This window comes from Gelidibacter mesophilus DSM 14095 (genome assembly GCF_000423005.1).
Taxonomy (GTDB): domain Bacteria; phylum Bacteroidota; class Bacteroidia; order Flavobacteriales; family Flavobacteriaceae; genus Gelidibacter; species Gelidibacter mesophilus.
Genome location: NZ_AUHD01000004.1, coordinates 85,824 through 109,303 on the forward strand (window position 1 = coordinate 85,824; position 23,480 = coordinate 109,303).

The window sequence follows — 23,480 nt, forward strand, 5'->3', positions numbered from 1 at the left end:
TCAATTTTAGAGGGCATTTGCTGCCATCAGTAATTTAACGATTTTGTCCATACCTCTACTTTTAGCATGTTGAAGCGGTGTCACACCATCTTTATCAGCAATATTGACATTAGCGCCAGCATCTACCAATACTTTTACAATGGCTACTTGTGTTTCTCCAGTGGCCCCCAAAATAATCGCTTCTAACAACGCCGTCCAGCCGAGCTTGTTAATATGGTCAATTGGATAATCCGGGATTTCTGTGAGTATTTTAACCACCTCCAAATGCCTTTTCTCAGCTGCCGGTATTAGGGCGGTCCCTCCATAGCGATTATAAATATCAAATTTTGCGCCATGGGCCAGACTCATGTTTAAAATCGATAGATTACCACTCGCACCTTCATATAGATGGGGACTGTTCAATAAATCGTCCTGTGCGTTTACATCTGCGCCAGCAGAAATCAACATTTTTGCAATTTCACCATCAGCATTGTAAGTGGCAATCATTAGGGCCGTCCTTCCTTTGTTGTCCGTGATTTCTAAATTTGGTTTTGAGGCTAAAATTTTTTCTACAAGTTTGATGTTCTTTTCAGAAACGGCTTTTAATAAAACCAATGTGGAATCTTGATCTAAATTTTTCATGTTTTTATTCTCATTTGAGTATCCGCAACTTTGCAAAGGAACAGCAGCGATTACTAATAAAATAATGACTTTATGAAATATTTTCATAGTTCTAGGATTTAGAAGTAATAGTAAATGTAAGAAACATTAAACCAATCGAAAACTCTCAATATTATCTGGTCTAAAGTTTGAATGTTCCTTTAAGAATGCTTTCATGGCGGCAACTGCCTTCTGATTATGTTCTGTGCGGTTCTTACCATATTTTTTTGCAACGCCTTGGGTTGTTACGAAACTGACCTTATACATTTTTTCCAAATCGATGTGTAATCCCTTATAATAGATTTCTTGAATCCTATGCCCATTCGGGTTTTCTATGCGCATGTTTATTTGCAATCCTAAAACACGTTTAATATAACCTCCCATTTGTCCGAAAGGATCCTTGCAAAACGTGCGCTCCATATTTTCTTCCAACATCTCCTTAATCTCAGCGCCCGTTAGTTCTACTGTTGAAATTGGCGGATCCATTGGGGCAATATTATAGAGGTCAATTTCGGTAATGGCACCAGCAGGAATAGGAGCCCCGTAACGCCAGCCATTTGAAAATGCAATATCTGTTTTGGTAGCGTGTGCAATGGCCTTCAGAAGAAAGTTGTCCATTGTTGAATTTATGGTGTTATAACGATGTAATATTTCTTGAGTGTTACCTAAAACAACAGTTCTCAGTTCTTGATAAGGTTTTAAAGCATTATTTACCAAATGTTCAACTTCAGCACTTTTGGGCAATGAACTATCAATTTTTAGAAGTTCATAATCACAGCTTTTTATTTTATTATTTTCAAACGTGATGGTAAACTTACCCATAAAAGCACCGTGGCATCCACATTGCACAACGCGTGCACCATTAATTTCAATTGGCTTATAAATCCGATTATGGGTATGTGCACTTAGGCAAATATCAACCCCTTCTACTTGTTTCAATAGTGCAATATCTTGCGGAAAACCATTATGAGAGAGCAATACAATTGCATCTGCCCCCTCAGCTTTCAAATTCTTGATATACCCTGGCATTTCATCCACTCCTGAAGTAAACTTCAAACCTTTTGCCATTTTCTCAGGCATGACCTTGTCTACAATCATCGCACAAATACCGATAACCCCTATTTTGACACCTTCCTTTTCAAACATCATGGTTGGTTGCAAAAAATTAGTGCCATCCTCTTTAAATACATTGCATCCCAGTATAGGGAACATCAACTGTTCACTAAGCGTTTGTAACCGTTGTGGCCCATAACCAAAATCCCAATGCCCTACCATGGCATCTGGTTTTAGGGCGTTTAAAATAGGGACGATCACCTCGCCTTGAGTGTCTACCAAAGGCTTGGTTCCGTGTAAGGTATCTCCACCATCAAAGAGCAGTGTATTCGGGTTTTCATTTCTAATAGCTTGTACTAATCCTGCAATACGCGCATAACCACCAACGGTTTCTATAACCTCTCCTGTGTCATCATAAAACAATTCTGGATGCGGTGCTAGATAGCCGTGCACATCATTTATAAACAATATATTGAGTTCCATATTTAGATATTTTACCAAAAATTATTTAATGGGACAGATAAATTTACAATTTTCCATCCCATTTCGAAATGATACTACTTCAAACTTCTCATAAAATCCTTGAATCCTTCATCACTATAATCGGCCATTCCTTTATGGGTCAACGCCAGATTTCCATCTGCATCAATAACATAGGTGGTAGGAATTGCTGAAGATTGATACATTGGAGGTAAATTGCTCGCTGGCGCATAAATAGGCATGTTGTAACCTTTGCGTTTGTCAAAGGCCTTGGCCAGTTCAAAATCCTGATCTAATGAAAGCATAACAAAGGCCACTTCATCGCCCATTTCTTTATGCAACTTATCGATGCTTGGCATTTCTGCAATGCAAGGCGGGCACCATGTAGCCCAAAAATTCATAAAAATGACCTTACCTTTCAAGGCTTCCAAAGACGTCAAATTACCATCTCTGTCCATTAATTTTAAGCTAAAATCTGCTTTTTCAAGTTCAGGAGCCATAGCCATTTCATTTTCTCGCACTTGAGTCATGTCTTTCACATTGGGATTCATTAAACCAGTGGCAAGAATACCACGTTGTGCAAATCCTATCACTTCAGTATGTAATCCGGTAGCGTAAAGTGTAAGGGCTACTACGGCAAAAATCCCGTATTGAATCCAAGTTTTCTTTTTGTTGTTTTCTGTTTTATTGTTTTTCATAATTCTAATTTTTATTGAAATTCATAGCTTATTCTATAGACTTAAGCTTTTATATCCTTTTTTCTGAAGTTGGAAATTATACAAGATGCCGTTTTCTACAACCTTAATGCTTGCTGGAATTTTTGACTGATTTACTTTAAATTTATTGAGCGAAAATCCGCAGGCTATAATCTGAACCCCAGATGTTTCTGCCTTTTCAATAAATATATTGATTTTTTCATGATCGGTTATTTGTCCGATATCCTTTCCACAAATAATAACTTGAAAGTCACCAAATGCTTCACCTTCCTCTTCTTTTAAAGCTTGGGCCGTGAGAATGATAGGTTGCAACTGCGGTACTTTTGTAGTGAGGACGACGTAGTTGTTTTTACTTTTACCCATTTCTTGCGCCTTCATTTTAAAGGTGCTAAATACGGTTAGTATTAAAAATAGAGAACTCATTATATATGTTTTCATAGTGTTTTATTTTAAAGATTGATCAGTATCGTTCAGTATAAAAAAAAGAAGTCCACCTAAAATTGCGATATTTTTAAATAAAGGTCCCAGTGTTGTCATTTGTCCTACCTGTACCGTGAGTGTGATAGGAATTAAAACCATAATCAAAATAAGAGCTGCCCATTTGGTTTTATACCCAATCAAGAATAGAAATCCTGCTGCAAGCATGATAACACCTGACAGAATGATAAGCCATTGAGAGTCACCAAAATAAACGACTAAACCTTTAAAGCTCGCCTGTTCAATGCGCTGGGCGGTTTTTTCTGTATTGAGTAAGTGACTAAAGCCTGCTACTAAAAATATCCCGCTTACCAAAACACGTAAGAGCTGTATGGAACGGCGGTTGACTGAAATTGTGCGCGTCATTATAAAAAATGTAATTAAGAATTATTTGATGTTGTGAAGTGACATGGGAAGATATGCACGTCTTTAGATATGAAGCACAATGACACAAAGCGTCCTAAAATGTCAGGAAGAGGAAATTAGGCCGAACGAGGCGGAGGTGAAACGTTATCTAAAAATCGATAACTTAAGACAGACCTAAAATGATCGTCAAAAACGGTTAAAAGGTCTGAAGATTGACTTTCCCAAGAAAAAAGCTCAAGTTGAAAGGGAGTGCTGCAATTAACACTTACACTAATCATTTGTGTTTCTGCATGGTCTTGTTGCGAAAGTTGAGCGCTGTTTTTGGGTTTTCCTTCAGAATCGTGCTTTTTACAAAATGGATTTACAAGCGTAATATCACTTCCGTTGAAGATCATGTTCAAGCCATTGGCATCTATGGCAACAAATTTTGCCGAAAAGATAAAAGTGAGTAGTAGCGCTATGTAAATCTTTGTTTTCACGAATACCACAAACATAAGCGTAAGTCATCAGTTATTGTGTAACCTTTGTTACCGATTCCTGTTAAAGTAATATTAATTTTAAAGACATCCTTCTTAACTACAAAACCTTAAGTTTTTGCCTTATATTATATAACTCTAAATTTCAGTTAGTTACATATTGTAATTGTAGGGTGAAAAATCGACCAAACATTTTAAGACCTCGAATTGCCGAGATCTCAAAAATGGTTATTTAGGATAAATAACCATTTTGCTCAGATTTGGAAAGTGTTTTTCTAATTTTAACGGCAATTTATCCAAATGTCCAAAATGAGAAATATAGCCTTTTCTTGCAGATACCAAGATGATAAAATCCGTATCATCAATTTTTCTTGAAAGGATAAGAAAATCGTCCCAATCCTTGAAACGATTAAAGCTAGTGCTTAAGGTTACTTTATTTTCCTTGGCGAACCTTAATATCGCTTTATAAGTAAGTTCAGTACAATTTAAATGAATAGGAATGGATAATTCCAATGATAATTTTCCAATTTTATTGATCCAATGAGAAAAGCCTTCTTCAAGTTCCGCATTCGGAGGAACCATCATAAATAACCGCTTATGATTAACCAACGGGATTTCAAAGTCACAAATAAACAGGGTTTTTTCAGTATTCTGTAAAATACTTTCCATTTTGTCACCTATCAACTTATCTAAGAAGCCAGTCTTTTGCGGCCATCCCAACAGAATGATATCAGCCATGATCTCCTTTGCCGTTCTTGAAATACCACTTGCCGGATTGTGATCAATAGTCGCTATAACCTTGGCATTGGTATCAGAAGCCGTGGCTTCCTTTAAATAATTTTCCAGGCCTTGCTTGGCCTTGATTATGGTTTTCTCTGCGGCATGGGTATTAGGAACTACAGTTAATATAGAAAGCGGGTTGATTGATTTTTTATCCTTTATCAACACTGCAAAATCCAAAACTTTTTCAATTTTTACCAAATTGGCAATAGGAATCAGAATAGTTTCGCGGTGCGATCCACTCATCAATAACATATCCTCTTCCCCATCAGTGTCACGGATGATCATTTTAGCAGCGCTTTCTGTGGCAAAAGACGCTATGATACAGGTCACAAGAATCAAGACAACAGTACCGTTAAGAATATTGGCGTCTAAAATCCCTGCTTTGTACCCAACCAAGATGACCGCTAAAGTAGCTGCGGCGTGGGCACTACTTAATCCGAAAATCAATTTGCGCTGACCTTTGGAAAATTTAAAAACAATCTGGGTAAAAAAAGCTGCAAGCCATTTTCCTGAAATGGCCACTGCGGTAAGTGTGCCAGCAATGATCAACGCCATTGGTCCGCTCATGATCACACTAATATCGACGATCATTCCTACACTAATAAGAAAAAATGGAATAAATAACGAGTTGCCTATAAACTCAATCCTGTTCATCAATGCAGACGAATGAGGAATCAGCTTATTGAGGGCCAAACCTGCAACAAACGCCCCTATAATGGACTCCAAGCCGGCTATCTCGGCCAAAAATGCAGAGAAAAAAACCACTGATAGTACAAAAATATAATGTGAATGTCTTTCACTCTCCAATTTTTGAAAAAACCATTTCGCAATCTTAGGAATCACCAAGAACATGAATGCAGAGAAAAGCACTAAGGAAATGCCCAAACGGATCCAGAACTCCTGCGTTAATCCGCCGTCATGCGAACCTAAAATAATGGCCAACATAATCAAAACCGCCGTATCTGTTAAGATAGTCCCTCCAACCGTAATGGCAACCGCAACATTCTTTGAAACCCCAAGTTTACTGACTATAGGATAAGTGACCAACGTATGGGTAGCAAACATGCTTGAGGTAAGGAGGCTCGCGTTAAAATCAAAACCCAAAATATAATAGCACACTGGAAACCCTATAGCAATGGGGATTGTAAATGTTAAAAAACCAAATAAAAGACTTTTGTTTCGCGTAGCTTTAAATTCATTCAAATCTAACTCCAACCCAGCAATAAACATGATATAAAGAAGCCCTATGGTTGAAAAAACATCGACAAAAAGACTTTTCTCCAAAATATTTAATCCTGCAGGTCCAACGATGATACCGGATACAATCAACCCAATAATACCAGGAATGCGAATTTTGTGCAACACTACAGGTGCCAACAAAATAATAAAGAGAATCAAAGAAAAAATCAGAACAGGATTATGGAGCGGTAATTGAAACTCTTCTAAAAGTTGATTTATAACCGTATCCATAGTTGACGATGCTAATAAAGAATTTAAAAATAATAATTTTATGATTAAACAAGATTCAATATAAAATTATAGAGCAAACATAAGAAAAAGAATACTATCTATTTACAGCTTCAATGTAGCTTTACTGTTAAATTTTGATAAAAAACAGGCTATAGAAACCTTTAGATTCTAAGTATTTTTAAAATTTAGATATTGAATTTCTGCCACTTAATGACTTACCTAGAAAAAAGGCACTTTTATAAAAAAAGTGAGACCCGCAACTCTTGTTACTTAATTAAAAAGGGAATTTTTATATCTTCACAGGATATAAGCAGTGCTAAAAAGCTTTTTCAATATGGAAGACATGCTCTTTTACGATCGGATGCAGTTTGCTTTCACGATCACTTTCCATTACCTATTTCCACAATTGACCATGGGATTATCCTTAATGATCGTTTATTTTAAATGGCGATTTTTAAGAACCAAGATTGACAAGTACAACGACGCCGCCAAATTTTGGATGAAAATTTTTGCGTTAAATTTTGCAATGGGTGTTGTCACAGGAATTCCCATGGAGTTTCAGTTTGGCACCAATTGGGCGAAGTTTTCAGAACTTACGGGAGGCATTATTGGTCAAACACTTGCCATGGAAGGAATGTTTTCCTTTTTCTTGGAATCGTCGTTTCTGGGCCTATTCCTGTTTGGAGAAAAATTAATGGGACAGAAGTTGCACTTTCTAACGGGTTTTCTGGTGTTTTTAGGATCTTGGGCAAGTGGCTATTTGATTATTGCCACGCATTCATGGATGCAGTACCCGGTTGGTTATGAAATTCTGGAAAATGGAAAATTTGTACTCAACAATTTTGGAGCGTTGTTCTCCAATCCGTGGTTGATGCCTGCATTTTTACATAATCAAATGGGCTCCGTCATTACCTCTTCATTTGTCGTGGCATCTATTGGCGCTTTTTATTTATTAAATAATAAACACAGCGAATTCGGGAAACTTTTTGTAAAAACAGGTATTATTTTCGGATTGATCTCCAGTATTTTGGTGGCTTTCCCAACTGGAGATTGGGCTGCCAAAAATGTGGCCAAACACCAACCGGTAACCTTTGCAGCCATGGAAGGCATTTTCGAAACCGAAGATGGCGGCGCTGAAATTATCTTAATTGGGCAACCCGACGTTGAAAACAAAAAACTCGATAATAAAATTGCAGTTCCAAATGTATTGAGTTTTTTAACCTACCAAAGATGGGATGCAGAGATTAAAGGTCTCAATGAATTTGATGAAAGTGTCTATCCAACAAATATTCCCGGATTGTATTATTCCTATCATATTATGGTGGGCTTGGGCACTATTTTTATTGGCTTATTGCTTATTGCAGGCATTCAATTGTATCGAAAGAAACTCTACACTACTAAATGGGTATTGTGGACGTTGATGTTTATGCTGCCGTTTCCGTATATCGCCAACACTGCGGGATGGTACACCGCCGAACTGGGAAGACAACCTTGGCTGGTGTATAATCTCTTACGAACTGCAGATGGAATTTCTCCAACCGTTTCTTCAGGAAACACCTTGTTTACCTTGCTTGGCTTTATTGGACTTTACGCATTATTGGGACTATTGTTCATCATGCTGGCCGCGAAAATTATTCATAAAGGCCCTGAAACCACAAAACACATCTAACTATGGAACTACTCTGGTATATCATATTAATGACCATGTTAACCATCTACGTCATTTTGGATGGTTATGATTTTGGTGCAGGAATCATTCATTTGTTTTTTGCCAAAACAGAAAAAGACAAGAAGGCCGTGACAAACGCCATTGGCCCATTTTGGGATGCCAATGAAGTCTGGCTCATAGCAGTTGGCGGTGTTTTGTTTTTTGCGTTTCCCACGTTGTACGCTTCGTCATTCAGTGGGTTTTACTTGCCGTTGATGATGATTTTATGGTTACTTATTTTTAGGGCGATTGGTCTCGAATTACGAGGACAGATAAAGAACAGAATGTGGGAGGCCGTTTGGGATAAAGCCTTTGGAATTGCAAGTTTATTGTTGGCCCTATTCTTCGGGATCGCATTGGGAAATATCGTAAGAGGTGTGAATTTGGGTATGGTTACCGATGGTGTTTCCACGCATGAACCCCATTTTTTCTTTTTGCCCTTATGGAATTCGAGTTTTAGTCCGCATGCCGAACACCTGGGAGTAATCGATTGGTTTACCTTAATGTTGGGCTTGGTTGGCGTGGTGTCCTTGGCAATTCATGGTGCCAATTGGATTATTTTCAAGACCAACTCTGACCTCAACCCAAAACTAAAAAAGGTAATTTTCAATTTGAATTTTGTGCTGTTGGCATTGGTCATAATATCCTTGTCAACCTGGCATATCATTGATCCAAATCCATTTCGCAACTTTATGGAACATCCTTGGTTAATTATCTTTCCGCTGATTACGTTTACGGGACTCTTTGGTTTGTTTAAAGTAAAATCATTCAAAAAAGACGGTTTAGGCTTCTTATTCTCAACCTTGTTTCTGCTGGGGGGATTAGCTTCTACGGTAGCCTCGATATTCCCCAAAGTATTGCCTTCTACTAACGATGTCAATCCGTCTTTAACCTTATATAATGTTGCAGCCCACGACTATGGATTGTCTATTGGGGTATATTGGTTTGTCATTGCAGCATTTTTGGTTGCGGTCTATATGTTTGTTCAATATCGTGTTTTCCGTGGTAAGATGGATGATGTAGGTTATGGTGACCATTAATTTGCTAAGTAATCCCTTGTTATGACAGATACACTCATTGCACTCATCAGTATTTTTATGGGCATTTTTGCGGCTCATGGATTTGCTGTTATTAACAAAAAATATTCATTGGGATTTATTGGCAATACCATGGCAGGTGTTTTTGGCAGTATATTTTTTATAAAAACCTTTGGGCGCCTTGGTTTTGATCCGATGTCGATTATGGAAACAGGCGAAACAAATCACGTATTATTTGTAATAAACATGTTGGTTTCAATCGTTGGCGGAGCGATTGGTGTCATTGCTATAAAACTGATTAAGAGCAAATTAAACCCATAAATTCGGGAAAATAAAATTGAAAATAAATCGAATTATTTAGCATTCGATTATTTTTTGTACATTTGTTAACCATTTGGTTAAACCTATTAGTTAAAATGAAAAAGGAAGAAACGACAGAACATCAAATATTGGACGCTGCCAAGGATGTATTTCAATCTAAAGGCATGGATGGTGCAAGAATGCAGGAAATAGCAGATAAGGCTGGCATTAATAAAGCGATGCTTCACTATTACTATAGAAGTAAACAATTGCTTTTTGAGGCTGTTTTTAAAAATGCATTTTCGCTTTTAGCGCCACAGCTGAATGCTATACTAAACGATGATTCTCCCATTGAGGAGAAAATCAGGAATTTCACCAATGATTATACAACGTTCATGATGAAGCATCCGTATTTACCAAACTTCATCATCAATGAGCTCAACAGAAATGAAGATTTCATTCTAAAACTAAAGGAGAACACAGGCTTTCCAAATCTCGAAAAATTTAAAGCAAAAGTGGATGCTGAAATTAGTCAAGGAAATTTAAAACCCATAGACGCGGACCAATTATTCGTCAATATCTTAGCCCTCAACATCTTTCCGTTTTTAGGAAAGCCATTGGTTAAAGCGCTTACAAAAAAAGACGAAAAAGCGTACAAGGCATTTACAGAAAGTAGAAAAACAGAGGTCGCCAACTTTATTATCAATTCAATCAAGCAATCATAAAATGCAACGATCCCTAATTATTTTAATAGGATTATTCACAAACGTGATGGTTTCACAACAAAGCATAACGCTACAGGAATGCTATGATCTTCCGACCGTCAATTACCCTTTGGCCAAGCAATCTGGATTGTTGGATGCACAAAACCAATTAGAAAAAGAAGTGGTTTCCAACGCCAAACTCCCGCAATTGAGTTTTGATGCACAAGCCACCTATCAATCCGATGTGATTGAAGTTCCCATCCCAAATTCAAATATCGAACCGCTTAATAAAGACCAGTATCGTGCAACACTATCGGTCAACCAACTTATTTATAATGGAGGAGCGACGGATGCCTCTTTAGATGTCAAATCATCCCAACTCAAAACCAAGCAAAAACAGGTTGAAGTCAATTTGTATCAACTAAAGCAAAAGATCAATCAGCTCTATTTTTCCATTTTGTTATCACAGGAAACGCATTTATTGTTAAAAGCGAAACAAGAACAGTTACAAGCCAAACTGAGCGAAGTGACCTCAGGAATTAAATACGGTGATATTTTACCATCATCTGAGAAGGTTTTGGAAGTTGAATTGGTGAAAATAAATCAGCAGCTTACTGAAGTCGAAAGTAATAAGGTTTCACTCATTGAAACACTTTCTAACGTCATCGGACAGCCATTGAGCACTTCAGTCCTATTTCAAAACACTTTAGTGGAAACAGTATCAGAAACAGAATTGAACCGTCCTGAATTAGAATTGTTTCAACTCAAAAAAGATGAAATTGAAAGCAACGAAGCTTTGATCGCTAAACAAAACGCACCCAAATTGCTCGGATTCGCTACAGGTGGCTATGGAAATCCGGGGTTAAATCCTCTGGACAATTCCTTACAAGCATTTTATACGGTTGGCGTCAAATTGAATTGGAATGTCTTCGACTGGAACTCCAACAAAAAACAGCGCGAATCATTGTCCATCAATAAAGACCTTATCGATACTGAAACCGAAACGTTTAAACTAAACACCAACACCGAACTGAATCAGCAGCAAAAGGAAATCGAGAAGATTGAAGCGTTTATCACCTCAGATCTGGAGATTATCGATCTTCGAAAAGAGGTTCTTAAAATGGCAGATTCACAGCTAAAAAACGGGGTCATTACCTCATCGGCATACATAACCGAGCTCACCAATTTATACGAAGATGAAAATACTTTGATAAAACATAAAATTCAATTACAACTGGCAAAAGCAAATTATAACGTCATCAAAGGGCAGTAATAATTTCCGGCAATAATTGTCCCGCAGATCTCGCAGATCAACGCAGAAAATATCTACGAAATCAGCGAAAACCGCGGGAAACCGCGGGAAACCGAAACATAAAACATGAAATATTACAATCATATAATAGGTTTAAGCATAGTGGCCACTACCCTATTTTCCTGTAGCGATTCCAACGGAAAAGCAGACGGTTACGGCAATTTCGAGGCCACAGAAATAACCGTTTCAGCTGAAAACAACGGAAAACTGATGCAGTTTGAGGTTTCTGAAGGTGATCAGCTTATGAAAGACAAATTCATAGGTTATATCGACACCATTCCATTAGCCCTAAAACGCGAGCAATTAGAGGTTTCAAAAGCAGTCATCAGTTCAAAATCCAAAGGTGTATTATCCCAAATTAACGTGTTGAATGCCCAGTTAAAAACAGCCAACACCAATAGAGAGCGAACAGAAAACCTGATAAAGGATAATGCAGGAACCCAAAAACAACTGGACGATGTTCAGGGCCAAATTGACGTTATCAAAAATCAAATTCGCAGTGTGGAAATCCAAAATGCCCCTGTGGTCAATGAACTAAAAAGCATTGATGTTCAATTAAAACAAATTGACGACCAGATTCAAAAAAGTAAAATTATCAATCCCATAAACGGAACTGTTTTGACTAAATATTCAGAACCGAATGAAATCACTTCTTTTGGAAGGCCACTTTATAAAATTGCCGATTTAAGCACCATGCAATTACGTGTTTACATCAGCGAAACTCAATTGGCCAACATTAAAATAGGACAAGAAGTGACGGTCAAAATTGATGACGCAGATACGATGAGATCTTACGAATGTAAAATTAGCTGGATCGCCTCGGAAGCGGAATTCACACCAAAAATCATCCAAACCAAAGAAGAACGTGTGGCCTTGGTATATGCTGTAAAGGTAGACGTCGTTAACGACGGAAGCTTAAAAATAGGAATGCCCGCTGAACTATGGATCCTATCCCCAACTCTTTCCAAAGAGACAAATAATTAATATAAATTTTAATAATCAATTCAAATAATAATAATAATAATAATAATAATAACCACTAAAATCAAAAACAATGAAACATTTAATTTTTACCATCAGTCTATTAGTATTAGTAAGCTGTAAAGACAACAAAGAGCAAGAACCCATTACGCATTCAGAAGAAGTTGAAAATAGGGATGATCACTTAAACGAACATCACGTTGAAGCTGCTGCAAATGTGTATGATAATTCTTGGACAGAAGAGATAGAAATGGACAATGGCGAGAAATGGCAGTCCGATCTCCCGACCAATGAAGGCGTTAAAAAATTGCAACATACCATAAACACTCAAACAACAAGTACCTTGGCTGAATATCATAAATTGGCTGACTTACTTAATGAAGATAAAAATTATGTCATAAAAAATTGTACGATGCAAGGTCCTGCACATGACAATTTACATGTTTGGTTGCACCCATTGATCGAAAAAATTGCCGCGCTTACACAAACTGAAACTGTTGAAGACGCTTCAAAGCTCAAAAGCACGATTGATGAAAACATCAACGCCTATTACGATTATTTTAAATAAATGGGTATTTCAATTTCTAACATATCAAAATCCTATAAAAACGTAAAAGCCCTACAAAACATTTCATTTGACGTCAAACCAAATGAACTGTTTGGGCTGATAGGTCCTGATGGCGCTGGTAAAACAACGCTGTTCAGGATTTTAACAACGCTTTTATTTCCAGACCAAGGCACAGCCACTGTTGCCGGTTTTGATGTGGTTGGAGATTATAAAGAGATTCGGAAGAATGTTGGGTATATGCCTGGTAGATTCTCGCTCTATCAAGATTTAACGGTTGAGGAGAATTTGAACTTCTTCGCTACTATTTTTGGAACGACCATAGATGAAAACTACGATTTGATAAAGGATATTTATGTACAAATTGAGCCTTTTAAAGATCGCCGTGCCGGAAAATTATCGGGGGGAATGAAGCAGAAACTCGCATTGAGCTGTGCATTGATCCACAAACCCAAAGTTTTGTTTTTGGACGAGCCTACCACAGGCGTGGATCCCGTTTCACGAAAAGAATTTTGGGAAATGCTAAAACGTTTGCAACAAAAAGGGATCACCATTTTGGTTTCCACCCCTTATATGGATGAAGCCGCTCTTTGTGATAGAGTGGCTTTGATTCAAGATGGGAAAATTTTGCAGATTGACACTCCAAAGGCTATTGTAAAACACTATCCGAAACCCATTTACAACGTTCGTTCAAATAATATGTACCAGCTGATCAGAAGTTTAAAAGACTATGAGTTTAACCATAGCATCTATCCTTTTGGCGAGTTTGTCCATTATACCGATAGTAGAACCGATTTTAATCCGAAGGAATTGCAGAAATATTTAGAAGCTCAGAACCTATCCGATATAGAAATTGAACAAACTGAAGCGACGATTGAGGACACCTTTATGGAGTTGGCAAAATAACCTATGAGGCTTCCACCTGTCCGCCGAAGAAGGAAAACCTTGTAGGTATAATAAAACGCATATGAACAAAGTCATACAAGTAGAAGGATTGACCAAAATGTTTGGTGATTTTACAGCTGTAGATGCCATCACATTTGATGTTAAAAAAGGTGAGATTTTTGGCTTTTTGGGTGCCAACGGTGCAGGAAAAACTACAGCCATAAAAATGCTGATCGGTATTTCCAATCCGACGTCTGGAAATGCCACCGTAGCAGGATTTGATGTCTTGACCAATCCCAACGATATCAAGAAAAACATTGGCTATATGAGCCAAAGATTTGCATTGTATGACGATTTAACAGTTAAGGAAAATATTACCTTTTTTGGTGGGATATATGGTTTATCGCGAAAAAGAATTAAAGAAAAATCAGAAGCATTAATTAAAGAATTAGGACTTGAAAAGGTTGCCAGCCAATTAGTAGGATCGCTACCATTGGGTTGGAAACAGAAACTATCGTTTTCAGTAGCGTTGATTCACGATCCAAAAATCGTGTTTTTAGATGAACCCACAGGAGGCGTTGACCCCATTACAAGACGCCAATTTTGGGAAATGATCTATAAAGCCGCCAATCAGGGCACCACTGTTTTTGTGACCACACATTATATGGACGAAGCAGAATATTGCGATCGGGTATCCATTATGGTGAATGGAAAAATTGAAGCTATGGACACACCGAAAAAACTTAAGGAGCAGTTTCAGGCGGATAGTATGAATGATGTGTTTTTGAAGTTGGCGCGCGGGTGAAATGAGTTTTCAGTCGCGGTCGCGGTTTACAGTTTAAAAACTCTGTGCAGCTCTGTGATTTCTCTGTGACGCTCTGTGACGCTCTGTGTAACAATTAAAATTATTAACTAAATAGAGATCCCTGCCTTCGCAGGGAGTGACATGAAAAGATTCATAGGTTTTATAAAAAAGGAATTCTACCATATTTTCAGGGATAGGCGCTCATTGTTTATTCTCTTCGGAATGCCCATTGCGCAAATTCTACTGTTTGGATTTGCCATTACCAATGAAATAAATAATGTGGATATCGCTATTTTAGACCATTCAAAAGATAACACCACAGAAGAAATCATTAATAAGATTGCGGCATCAAAGTATTTCAGTATCAAACAAATGATCACTCGTGAAGCGGATATTGCTTCAGTTTTCCAAAAAGGACAGGTGAAAGCTGTTTTAAACTTCGAAAAAGACTTCGGCAGAAACCTCGTCAAAGACCACAAAGCTACCATTCAAATTATTACGGATGCCACAGATCCAAATACTGCCAATACGATTACCAATTACGTAAATGCCATCCTTCAGCAGTATCAAAAGGAACTGAACAAGGATATTACTATTGCCTATCAAATAATGCCCCAAACCCGTATGGTTTATAATCCAGAACTAAAAAGTGTGTACATGTTCGTTCCTGGAGTGATGACCATCATTTTGATGCTGGTTTCGGCAATGATGACTTCCATTTCAATTACAAGAGAAAAAGAATTGGGTACTATGGAAATCCTCTTAGTATCTCCATTAAAACCGTTTCAGGTAATTATAGGAAAAGTAATCCCTTATATATTTCTGTCTATAATAAATGCAGTAGTTATCGTGATGTTGAGCATTTTCATCTTTAACATGCCAGTACAAGGAAGTCTGTTTTTATTAGGTCTGGAAAGTGTATTATTCATCATCACCTCATTAGCATTAGGCATTTTAATTTCAACTATTTCGGCAACCCAACAAACTGCGATGATGATTTCATTGATGGGATTGATGCTGCCAGTGATCTTGTTATCTGGATTTATCTTCCCTATTTCGAGCATGCCAATGCTGCTCCAAATCATCAGCAATATCATTCCTGCCAAATGGTTTATCATTATTTTAAAAGCCATTATGCTCAAAGGTGTAGGAATGCAATTTATTTGGAAAGAAACCTTGATTTTATTGGGAATGACCGTGTTTTTTATCGCATTGAGTGTTAAGAAGTATAAGATTAGGTTGGAGTAGATTGGTGGGTAGATGGTAGACGGTAGACGGTAGACGGTAGACGGTAGACGGTACTTTAAGTAAAAATAAAAGAAACAAACGTCCTGCAAGGTTTTAAAAACCTTTGAAGCATATTTATAATGAATTAATAATTAAAAGAGATTCCTGCTTTCGCGGGAATGTTATGAAAACAATACTTTACATCATAATAAAAGAGTTCAAGCAAATCTTTAGAAATAAAGGCATGCTTCCTATTATTTTTGTCCTACCCCTGCTCCAACTGGTTATTCTTTCCAATGCCGCTACTTTTGAGGTTAAGAATATCAAATTCGCTTATATTGATAATGATAAGTCGTCAACATCAAGAGCATTGATAGAAAAATTTAATGCCTCAACGTATTTTGATCTATTGACGGATTTTCCATCAGAAGCGATTGCTAGTTCAGCAATGTTAAAGGGAGAAATTGATGTCGTTTTAGAAATTCCAAGATATTTTGAACGCAATCTTCAAAAAGAAAAACACGGAACTTTAGGAGTTACCATTAATGCGATTGACGGTGCAGCCGCGGGTGTTGAAAATGTCTATATCACACAAATCATACAGAACTACAACAAGAATATCAGAACAGATTTGGCACAAATTTCGGATGCTCAAATTCAACCAATAACCATTGAAACCATTCCCCTATTTTGGTACAATGAAACCTTAAACTACAAAACGTTTATGGTGCCTGGCATCTTCGTTTTGTTAGTGACAATGATCACCCTTTTCCTTTCAGGGATGAATATTGTCCGAGAAAAGGAAATTGGTACCTTGGAGCAGATTAATGTGACGCCCATAAAGAAAAGCCAATTCATCATCGGGAAACTCTTTCCTTTTTGGGTCATTGGAATGGGCCTGCTAACCGTTGGATTACTATTGGCAAGATTGATTTTTAACGTTCCCATGGTAGGCAGTTTGGCGCTCATGTATTTCTACACGTCCATTTATATTTTAGTGGTGTTGGGAATTGGGTTATTCATTTCAAATTTCACAGACACCCAACAACAAGCCATGTTTATTGCATGGTTCTTTATGGTGATATTTATCTTAATGAGCGGATTGTTTACGCCCATAGAAAGTATGCCAAAATGGGCACAAATCATTACCGAGTTCAATCCCATAAAATACTATGTTGAAGTCATGCGGATGGTCATGCTGAAAGGCTCGGGGTTTATGGATATTCTTCCTCAACTCATTAAGACTCTCGTTTATGCTATTGTTATGAATGTTTTAGCGGTTTGGAGTTATAAAAAAACGAATTGATGTCTGTGTCGCCGTTTAATTTAAAATCAAAATATCATTACAACCTATTCAAAAACAGCATACGCTGGTAGATTAGTTGTAATGCATCACGCTTTAAAATTAACCATTCAAATGTCATAAAATCAGACTTTAAATTGGCAGATTTTGTATAACCCTCAGAAATGTGAACCTGTTATATTTTAATGCTTATGATAAATATCATAGATCTCCAAAACCTAATTATATAATTTCACATGGGTAGAACCAAATATCCAAACTTGCGAATAATCGAAGTTTTTAGAAAACAGATCCATCACAAAAAACTACCTCACATCCAATGAAAAATATATGCCTCGTATTGCTGACGCTTTTGTTTTTAAATTGTAAAAATGATCCGCGTCAGGAAAGTGAAAATGAAATTGATATACATGAGTTAATGGAATCACAGTCTAAAGATTCGGTTAAATTAGGAGATCAGGATCTTAAGTCTCAAGAAAAGTCACTAGCCATAGAATTTAAACAAAACGAGCTGATGGAGAAAAAGGATCAAAGATCAGCATTTCAAGAATTGATTATTGATAACAGCTATGTTTTAAATAAAGCAGACTTTACAATCAATTTTAAGTACCCATTATTGAACGAGTCTCTCAATACCAAAAACAAAAATTTTAATGACTTTATCAATATGTATTACGTCAATGTATCAAAAACTATTTCTGAAATAAAGGAAAGCAAATTGTTATGCGATAGTATAGCCGCCTCAAAATTTAGGGAAGATCGATTTATAGATTATAAAATCTATATCGTGAATGACCAGCTTGTAAGTGTGCTTTTTTACAAGGAGAATTTTTATTCAGGTGCCATGCATCCCAGCTATTCTTTTGATGGCTTCAATTTTGATTTAAACAAAGGTGTTTTCTTAACTTATGAGGACATTTTTGTTCAAGGTACGGAAGATGAATTATTGGACATCATTAATGAAAACATACGAAAAGGAGATTTCTATTATGAATGTTGGGAAATATCCTCATCCGATTTTTTTATGGCTAAAAACAACTTCGTTTTGAATGAAACTTACATCGCTTTTTATTTTGATGATTGTGTGATGTGTCCCTCCTACACTGGCACTTACTCTATAGAACTGCCATTGGTAGATTTACTCTCTGTTTTGAGAAAATCGAATTCAAATCCTCTCGTTTTTTAAATAAGGTCTATAATAAAAGTAAAATATCTTTATTGTTCTCAAAGATTAGCCATAAATTATGTCCTATATTCTCAATTATTGAATATAATGATGCATCAGTTGTAATTCAAATAAGAAATAAATGAACATTGGTTTGGTATTATCTGGAGGTGGCATGCGAGGTGCGGCTCATATAGGTGTTATAAAGGCCTTGGAAGAACACGGCGTTTCACCAACCCATATTGCTGGTTCAAGTGCGGGTACCATCGTTGGCGCCCTTTACGCCTATGGCCATTCATGGGAAGCTATTATAGCATTTTTTAAGAATGTGCAGTTTATGAGCTTAATGAAGTTTGCACTCAACAAACCTGGTTTTATTGATGCAGAAAAATTTTATACTGATTTCAATGGGTATTTAAAAGACGATGATTTTTCATTTTTGAAAAAGAAACTTTTTATAACCGCCACCAATATTTTGAATGGGAAACCCAAAATTTTTGATAAAGGTGAATTGATTAAACCAGTGTTGGCTTCGGCTGCCTTCCCTGGATTATTTGCTCCGGTAAAGATTAAAAGTTCCTATTATATTGATGGAGGCGTTCTCAATAATTTTCCGGTGAATGCCCTAAAAAATAAATGTGATGTTATTATTGGCGTTTACGTAGATGGTTTTGATGCCCTTACCATAAAAGACCTAAAACATTCACATCACGTGGTTGAACGAGCCTTTAAGCTAAAATCTGTTAAAGAAGACCTAGCCAAATTCTCCGACTGTGACTTGGTAATATATCCAACAGAGTTGAACAAATTCGCTACTTTTGATAAGAAAAACATTGATGAAATTTTTGAAATTGGCTATAAGGCGACCAATAAAATTTTTGCCACCGAAGATTTTAAAAGACTAGAGATTTCTCTTAAGCAGTGATAATTTTTAACCTGACCCGCTAAAAATAACAAAGGTCATATCAACATCGCTCAAACCTTGAGAATCACCTTCAGAAATAGGAAGGTTTTGCTCTTAAGAATTTAAGACAAGTTTTATGAATCAGCATCAGCTCCAATTCCCATAGCACCATACATTGCAGCTCCAAATAAGGGTGTTTTTTCATTTAGGATGACCTTCACGGACATCATTCTGAGCAACGTTGCCATCCGTCCCGTTTGAACAAAATTAGTGGTAAAGACATCCTTATCAATACCTTTTATAATTTTAGGCACAATACCTCCGCCAATATAAATCCCTCCAGTTGCTTTCAATTTTAGAGCCATTTGAGAAGCTTCTATAGCAAGAAATCTGAGGAAAATAGTCAACGTCTCGGAGCAAACGGGATCTCGGCCGTCCAAAGCAGTTTTTGTAATCAGTGCGGCCGGATCTTCATTAGCAAATCTTTCTTTCAACCATATCGGCATAGGATTACTTCTGTAAGCTCGTAAAAACTCGTGTATGTCTACAATCCCTTGACCTGACAATAATCTTTCCCAACTTACATCACCATATTTCTGAAATATAGAGTTATAAATCTCTACATCCAGACTGTGGTGTGGACTAAACGAGCAATGACCTCCCTCTGAAGCGAAGGGACGGTATTGATGGCCATCCCAAAATAAACCAGCTTCGCCCAAACCTGTACCAGGTGAAACAATGGCGGCATTGCCAGAGATACTTTTTCCCGCTATTAAAGTTTCAAAATCATCGTCCTTCAAGGTTGTCAATCCAAAAGCGTTCGCCTCTAAATCATTGATCACAAATACAGATTTTACGTTTAAGGCTTTGCTGATGGCTTTGCTATCTATCTTCCACGGAAAGTTTGTGCCCTGAACAACACCTGCTATTACCGGACCTGCAACGCCAAGGCAAATAGCATCCATCTTATGGTCGCTTTCAACCTGAAACTCATTAAACAAATCTATACACAAATCATACTTTTTTGTTTCGAAAGATTGCTCTCTTAATAATTCCAAATGCCCATCACTAATTTTAAAAAGTGCCAAATTTGTCTTGGTGCCACCAATATCCGCCGCTAAAACAATTCCTCCTATAGGAGGGTGGCCTGTGTTCAAAAAAACCAAAGGAATTTGTCCCTTTCGCATAAACGGAATTTTTAAACGCTGAACTTTTCCCATAGAAATTTTCTTTTTGAATGGATCTTATCTGATCATGTTTTTATGAATATATGACCCATATAAAACCATAAATTCTCCTTAAAGTTAAATAATTTGATGAGAACCATAGCTTCTAATATTTTATATTTCGAATACAGCTCCTCATCAAAAAATGAGTCTCTTAAAAACCAAGCAATTTAAAGATTTTACGACGCTGTATAAATTTCATTAAGAGACACAAAGATTATAAGATTCAGAAATTTTCCAGTTGTATAATGCTTATTTCTTCATCACAATAGTTCTATAAGGATATGGAATTTCAATTCCTTCCCTATCAAAGCGTTTTTTGATACTCTCCAAAACATCACATTTTAAAGAAAATGAATCCTGATAATTGCGTGCCCAAGCCCATGCTCTTATCGTAATGGAAAAATCGTTTAGTGCTGTTAGCGCTGTTTTTACTAGTGGTACATCATTCTGCCTATCAAATGGGGAACGGTTATCATAAATAAGGGGGTGATTTTCACATTCTTCTTGCATAATTTGTTTTGCCAGATCAATGTCGCTATCATAGGAAATCCCAATTTCAATCCGTTCGCATATTTTGTGCTCGTCCAAATCGAAATTTATCAGTTTTTCTTTATTGATAATGGCATTTGGAATGACAATCATTTTATTTTCAAAATTTCTAATGACGGTATGACGTAAAGTAATATCCACTACTGTGCCCACCATCGTGTCTGATACCAAAACTCTATCGCCAATTTTAAAAGGTTTAAACGCGATAATAAATAAGCCGCCAGTTACGTTGGCCAAAGCTTCCTGCGCTGCAAAACCAACAATCAACGTCAAAATACCTGCACCTCCAATGGCCGTTTGGGTTACTTCTCTCAGGGATGGGAAGGCATATAAAAAAAGTAGTACACCAATAAATCCAACAATAAACACCCCGATATACCGCAAAAACTTAAAGTTAGTGGGATCCTGTTTATTTTCAATCTTTTCCGAGATCTTATAATTGAACCACAAATTGCTTACCATAACGGCGATAATAGTCACAACGGATACCACTCCTAAATAACTAAAGAGCTTGAAATAGTCTTTCAACAGGGCCTCCCTATCTAAATCAATAAAGGTAAAGCTCAACGCAATGGCACCTAAAACCAACCATAACAGTGTTAAGATGTGTTTAATTAAAACTATCGGTCTTATTGGTGCTCCAGGAAGAATTTCTTTTCTCCTTTTATTCAACCAATTGTATAATACTCTGGTCAATATATAAAGCACGACAACGCTAGTAATCACAACACCGCTGTAAATAATGTCCGATTGATAGGTATGTATAAATTTGTTCATAATTTCAAAAAGTTTTATCACTACAGAAGACTAATTTTTATGAAATCTGTTATCATTTCATCACTTTTATACATTCATTCTTATTCTCTAGAGACATTAAGCTCTTCAAAATATATGATTAACGCGATTGGTTATGATGGAAATAACCAAAATTAGCGATTGGTAAAATCATGGCAAATGATAAAGATCACTTCCTTTGGTATTTGAATGCTATACATTTAAAAATGCGAGTAAAGTTAAGGACGAGCGTCATAAACCGTTTTTAAAAGCGCTCAAATCCAGAATTCTATTGTTGGCCTAATTATGTAGAATCACATGGAACTAAAAACGAATTGTTTTCCATAAATTCAAAGTAAATAATTTTCCTAGTCTCATTTTTTACTAGTAAATTTCTTGATTCTTATTCTGATAAGACTGAATGATTTGCTTTCAATTTTAAATAAAGAAAATACATATGATTGATAAAATAGCTGTTCTTGGTTTGGGTAAAGTGGGAAGTCTCGTGGCTACCTTATTAAGTTCGAAATATGATGTGGTTGGTATGGATCGGGATGAAACTGATGACACTTTCCCTTTCACTATCAAAAATGGTGATGTTTCCAATGACGACACCATTCGAAAATTTCTGAAAGACAAGCAAGCGGTAGTATCGTGTTTGCCTTATTTTCTCAATATTAAAATAGCACAAACTGCTGCCGAAATGGGCGTGCATTACTTCGATTTAACTGAAGATGTGCCTACATTAAATGCCATTCGCGACATTTCCAAAAATAGTAAAGCGGTTTTGGCGCCACAATGTGGTTTAGCACCTGGTTTTATTGGCATCTTGGGAGCGGGATTGTATGCTGAATTTTCTGAAATCCGTTCGGTCAAGCTTAGAGTTGGCGCGCTTCCGCTCCATCCTATGGGACAATTGGGCTACAGTTTTACTTGGAGTGCTGAAGGCGTCATTAATGAATACCTTAATGATGCTGAAGTGATTCACAATGGCCAGCGAAAAATGGTAAGCTCGCTGGATGATGTAGAAACGATCAACATCAACGGACGCCAATACGAAGCATTCTCTACTTCGGGCGGATTGGGAACCATGTGCGAAACTTTAGACGGCAAGGTGGATACTTTAAATTACAAAACCATGAGGTATCCAGGACATCGGGACGGCATGAAATTGTTACTTTACGATTTACAGTTAAAAAACGATCGAAAATTAGCAAAAGAGATCCTAAACAATGCCTTGCCACTCGTTGATGAAGATATTGTGCTAGTTTATGCCGCCGTGGAGGGAAAAATCAACGGCAGCTTAAGACGTAAAGAATTTAGCGAATCTTACCGCAAGATAAACTTGGATGGTAAAGATTGGCGCGCCATTAGCTGGACCACAGCTTGCAGTATTTCGTCGGTGGTGGATTTGGTCTCTGAAGGTCTATTAAAAAATAAAGGATTTATCAAACAGGAAGACATTCCGTTGGATGTCTTTTTACAATCACATTACGGATCAATGTACGAAACCTATAAAGATCCTAAATAATTCATAAACAACTTTTAATATATAAGAAACCACAGGTGTAT

At 36.9% G+C, this 23,480-nt stretch carries 23 protein-coding genes; 14 read left to right on the forward strand and 9 right to left on the reverse strand.

Annotation, left to right across the window (positions count from 1 at the left end; translation table 11 throughout):
• Positions 1–6 precede the first annotated feature (6 nt).
• From G525_RS0103840 to G525_RS0103870, 7 genes are all read right to left on the reverse strand, one after another.
• Positions 7–708, reverse strand: a complete 702-nt coding sequence (locus tag G525_RS0103840) for an ankyrin repeat domain-containing protein (RefSeq protein WP_027124981.1) — start codon at positions 706–708, stop codon at positions 7–9.
• 39 nt (positions 709–747) lie between these two features.
• On the reverse strand, positions 748–2,175 hold the full coding sequence (locus tag G525_RS0103845; protein WP_027124982.1) for a bifunctional metallophosphatase/5'-nucleotidase: 1,428 nt from the start codon (positions 2,173–2,175) through the stop codon (positions 748–750).
• A 74-nt stretch (positions 2,176–2,249) separates the two neighbouring features.
• Positions 2,250–2,870, reverse strand: a complete 621-nt coding sequence (locus tag G525_RS0103850) for a TlpA family protein disulfide reductase (RefSeq protein WP_027124983.1) — start codon at positions 2,868–2,870, stop codon at positions 2,250–2,252.
• A 33-nt stretch (positions 2,871–2,903) separates the two neighbouring features.
• Positions 2,904–3,326, reverse strand: a complete 423-nt coding sequence (locus G525_RS0103855; RefSeq protein ID WP_027124984.1) for a sulfur reduction protein DsrE — start codon at positions 3,324–3,326, stop codon at positions 2,904–2,906.
• Positions 3,327–3,332: 6 nt separating this feature from the next.
• A complete protein-coding gene (locus G525_RS0103860; protein WP_027124985.1) occupies positions 3,333–3,731 on the reverse strand; it encodes a DoxX family protein in 399 nt (132 codons plus the stop codon).
• A gap of 116 nt (positions 3,732–3,847) precedes the next feature.
• On the reverse strand, positions 3,848–4,210 hold the full coding sequence (locus tag G525_RS0103865) for a hypothetical protein (RefSeq protein ID WP_245577723.1): 363 nt from the start codon (positions 4,208–4,210) through the stop codon (positions 3,848–3,850).
• Positions 4,211–4,435: 225 nt separating this feature from the next.
• Positions 4,436–6,460, reverse strand: a complete 2,025-nt coding sequence (locus G525_RS0103870; protein WP_027124987.1) for a cation:proton antiporter — start codon at positions 6,458–6,460, stop codon at positions 4,436–4,438.
• A gap of 334 nt (positions 6,461–6,794) precedes the next feature.
• Between G525_RS0103870 and G525_RS0103875 the strand changes: the two genes are divergently transcribed.
• The 13 genes from G525_RS0103875 (at position 6,795) to G525_RS0103935 (ending at position 19,377) form a co-directional block, all read left to right on the forward strand.
• Positions 6,795–8,129, forward strand: coding sequence for a cytochrome ubiquinol oxidase subunit I (locus tag G525_RS0103875; RefSeq protein WP_027124988.1), 1,335 nt, complete (start codon positions 6,795–6,797; stop codon positions 8,127–8,129).
• Between the two features lie 2 nt (positions 8,130–8,131).
• Positions 8,132–9,208, forward strand: a complete 1,077-nt coding sequence (gene cydB / locus G525_RS0103880; RefSeq protein WP_027124989.1) for a cytochrome d ubiquinol oxidase subunit II — start codon at positions 8,132–8,134, stop codon at positions 9,206–9,208.
• 21 nt (positions 9,209–9,229) lie between these two features.
• Positions 9,230–9,526 carry a hypothetical protein gene (locus G525_RS0103885; protein WP_027124990.1) on the forward strand — a complete coding sequence of 99 codons (297 nt, stop codon included), beginning with the start codon at positions 9,230–9,232 and terminating at the stop codon, positions 9,524–9,526.
• A 95-nt stretch (positions 9,527–9,621) separates the two neighbouring features.
• Positions 9,622–10,230 carry a TetR/AcrR family transcriptional regulator gene (locus G525_RS0103890; protein ID WP_027124991.1) on the forward strand — a complete coding sequence of 203 codons (609 nt, stop codon included), beginning with the start codon at positions 9,622–9,624 and terminating at the stop codon, positions 10,228–10,230.
• 1 nt (position 10,231) lies between these two features.
• On the forward strand, positions 10,232–11,482 hold the full coding sequence (locus tag G525_RS0103895; protein WP_027124992.1) for a TolC family protein: 1,251 nt from the start codon (positions 10,232–10,234) through the stop codon (positions 11,480–11,482).
• Between the two features lie 105 nt (positions 11,483–11,587).
• Positions 11,588–12,505 (forward strand): HlyD family secretion protein, encoded by a 918-nt coding sequence (locus tag G525_RS0103900; RefSeq protein WP_027124993.1) that lies wholly within the window; start codon positions 11,588–11,590, stop codon positions 12,503–12,505.
• A 70-nt stretch (positions 12,506–12,575) separates the two neighbouring features.
• Positions 12,576–13,070 carry a hypothetical protein gene (locus tag G525_RS0103905; RefSeq protein ID WP_027124994.1) on the forward strand — a complete coding sequence of 165 codons (495 nt, stop codon included), beginning with the start codon at positions 12,576–12,578 and terminating at the stop codon, positions 13,068–13,070.
• Positions 13,071–13,973 (forward strand): ABC transporter ATP-binding protein, encoded by a 903-nt coding sequence (locus G525_RS0103910; RefSeq protein ID WP_027124995.1) that lies wholly within the window; start codon positions 13,071–13,073, stop codon positions 13,971–13,973.
• Between the two features lie 61 nt (positions 13,974–14,034).
• Positions 14,035–14,757, forward strand: a complete 723-nt coding sequence (locus G525_RS0103915; RefSeq protein ID WP_027124996.1) for an ABC transporter ATP-binding protein — start codon at positions 14,035–14,037, stop codon at positions 14,755–14,757.
• 141 nt (positions 14,758–14,898) lie between these two features.
• Entirely contained in the window at positions 14,899–16,005 is a 1,107-nt protein-coding gene (locus tag G525_RS0103920) for an ABC transporter permease (protein ID WP_027124997.1), read from the forward strand.
• Between the two features lie 163 nt (positions 16,006–16,168).
• Positions 16,169–17,290 carry an ABC transporter permease gene (locus tag G525_RS0103925; RefSeq protein ID WP_027124998.1) on the forward strand — a complete coding sequence of 374 codons (1,122 nt, stop codon included), beginning with the start codon at positions 16,169–16,171 and terminating at the stop codon, positions 17,288–17,290.
• Positions 17,291–17,606: 316 nt separating this feature from the next.
• Positions 17,607–18,473 (forward strand): RsiV family protein, encoded by an 867-nt coding sequence (locus tag G525_RS0103930; RefSeq protein ID WP_027124999.1) that lies wholly within the window; start codon positions 17,607–17,609, stop codon positions 18,471–18,473.
• A gap of 121 nt (positions 18,474–18,594) precedes the next feature.
• A complete protein-coding gene (locus G525_RS0103935; protein ID WP_027125000.1) occupies positions 18,595–19,377 on the forward strand; it encodes a patatin-like phospholipase family protein in 783 nt (260 codons plus the stop codon).
• Between the two features lie 113 nt (positions 19,378–19,490).
• Here the strand turns inward: G525_RS0103935 and glk are convergent, their stop codons facing one another.
• Both glk and G525_RS0103945 read right to left on the reverse strand, forming a co-directional pair.
• Positions 19,491–20,576 carry a glucokinase gene (gene glk, locus G525_RS20155; RefSeq protein ID WP_051209765.1) on the reverse strand — a complete coding sequence of 362 codons (1,086 nt, stop codon included), beginning with the start codon at positions 20,574–20,576 and terminating at the stop codon, positions 19,491–19,493.
• Positions 20,577–20,834: 258 nt separating this feature from the next.
• Positions 20,835–21,911: a mechanosensitive ion channel family protein gene (locus G525_RS0103945; protein ID WP_027125001.1), complete on the reverse strand. Its 1,077-nt coding sequence runs from the start codon at positions 21,909–21,911 to the stop codon at positions 20,835–20,837.
• Between the two features lie 454 nt (positions 21,912–22,365).
• Here G525_RS0103945 and G525_RS0103950 point away from each other — a divergent pair, with 454 nt between their 5' ends.
• Positions 22,366–23,439 carry a saccharopine dehydrogenase family protein gene (locus G525_RS0103950; protein WP_051209767.1) on the forward strand — a complete coding sequence of 358 codons (1,074 nt, stop codon included), beginning with the start codon at positions 22,366–22,368 and terminating at the stop codon, positions 23,437–23,439.
• Positions 23,440–23,480 lie beyond the last annotated feature (41 nt).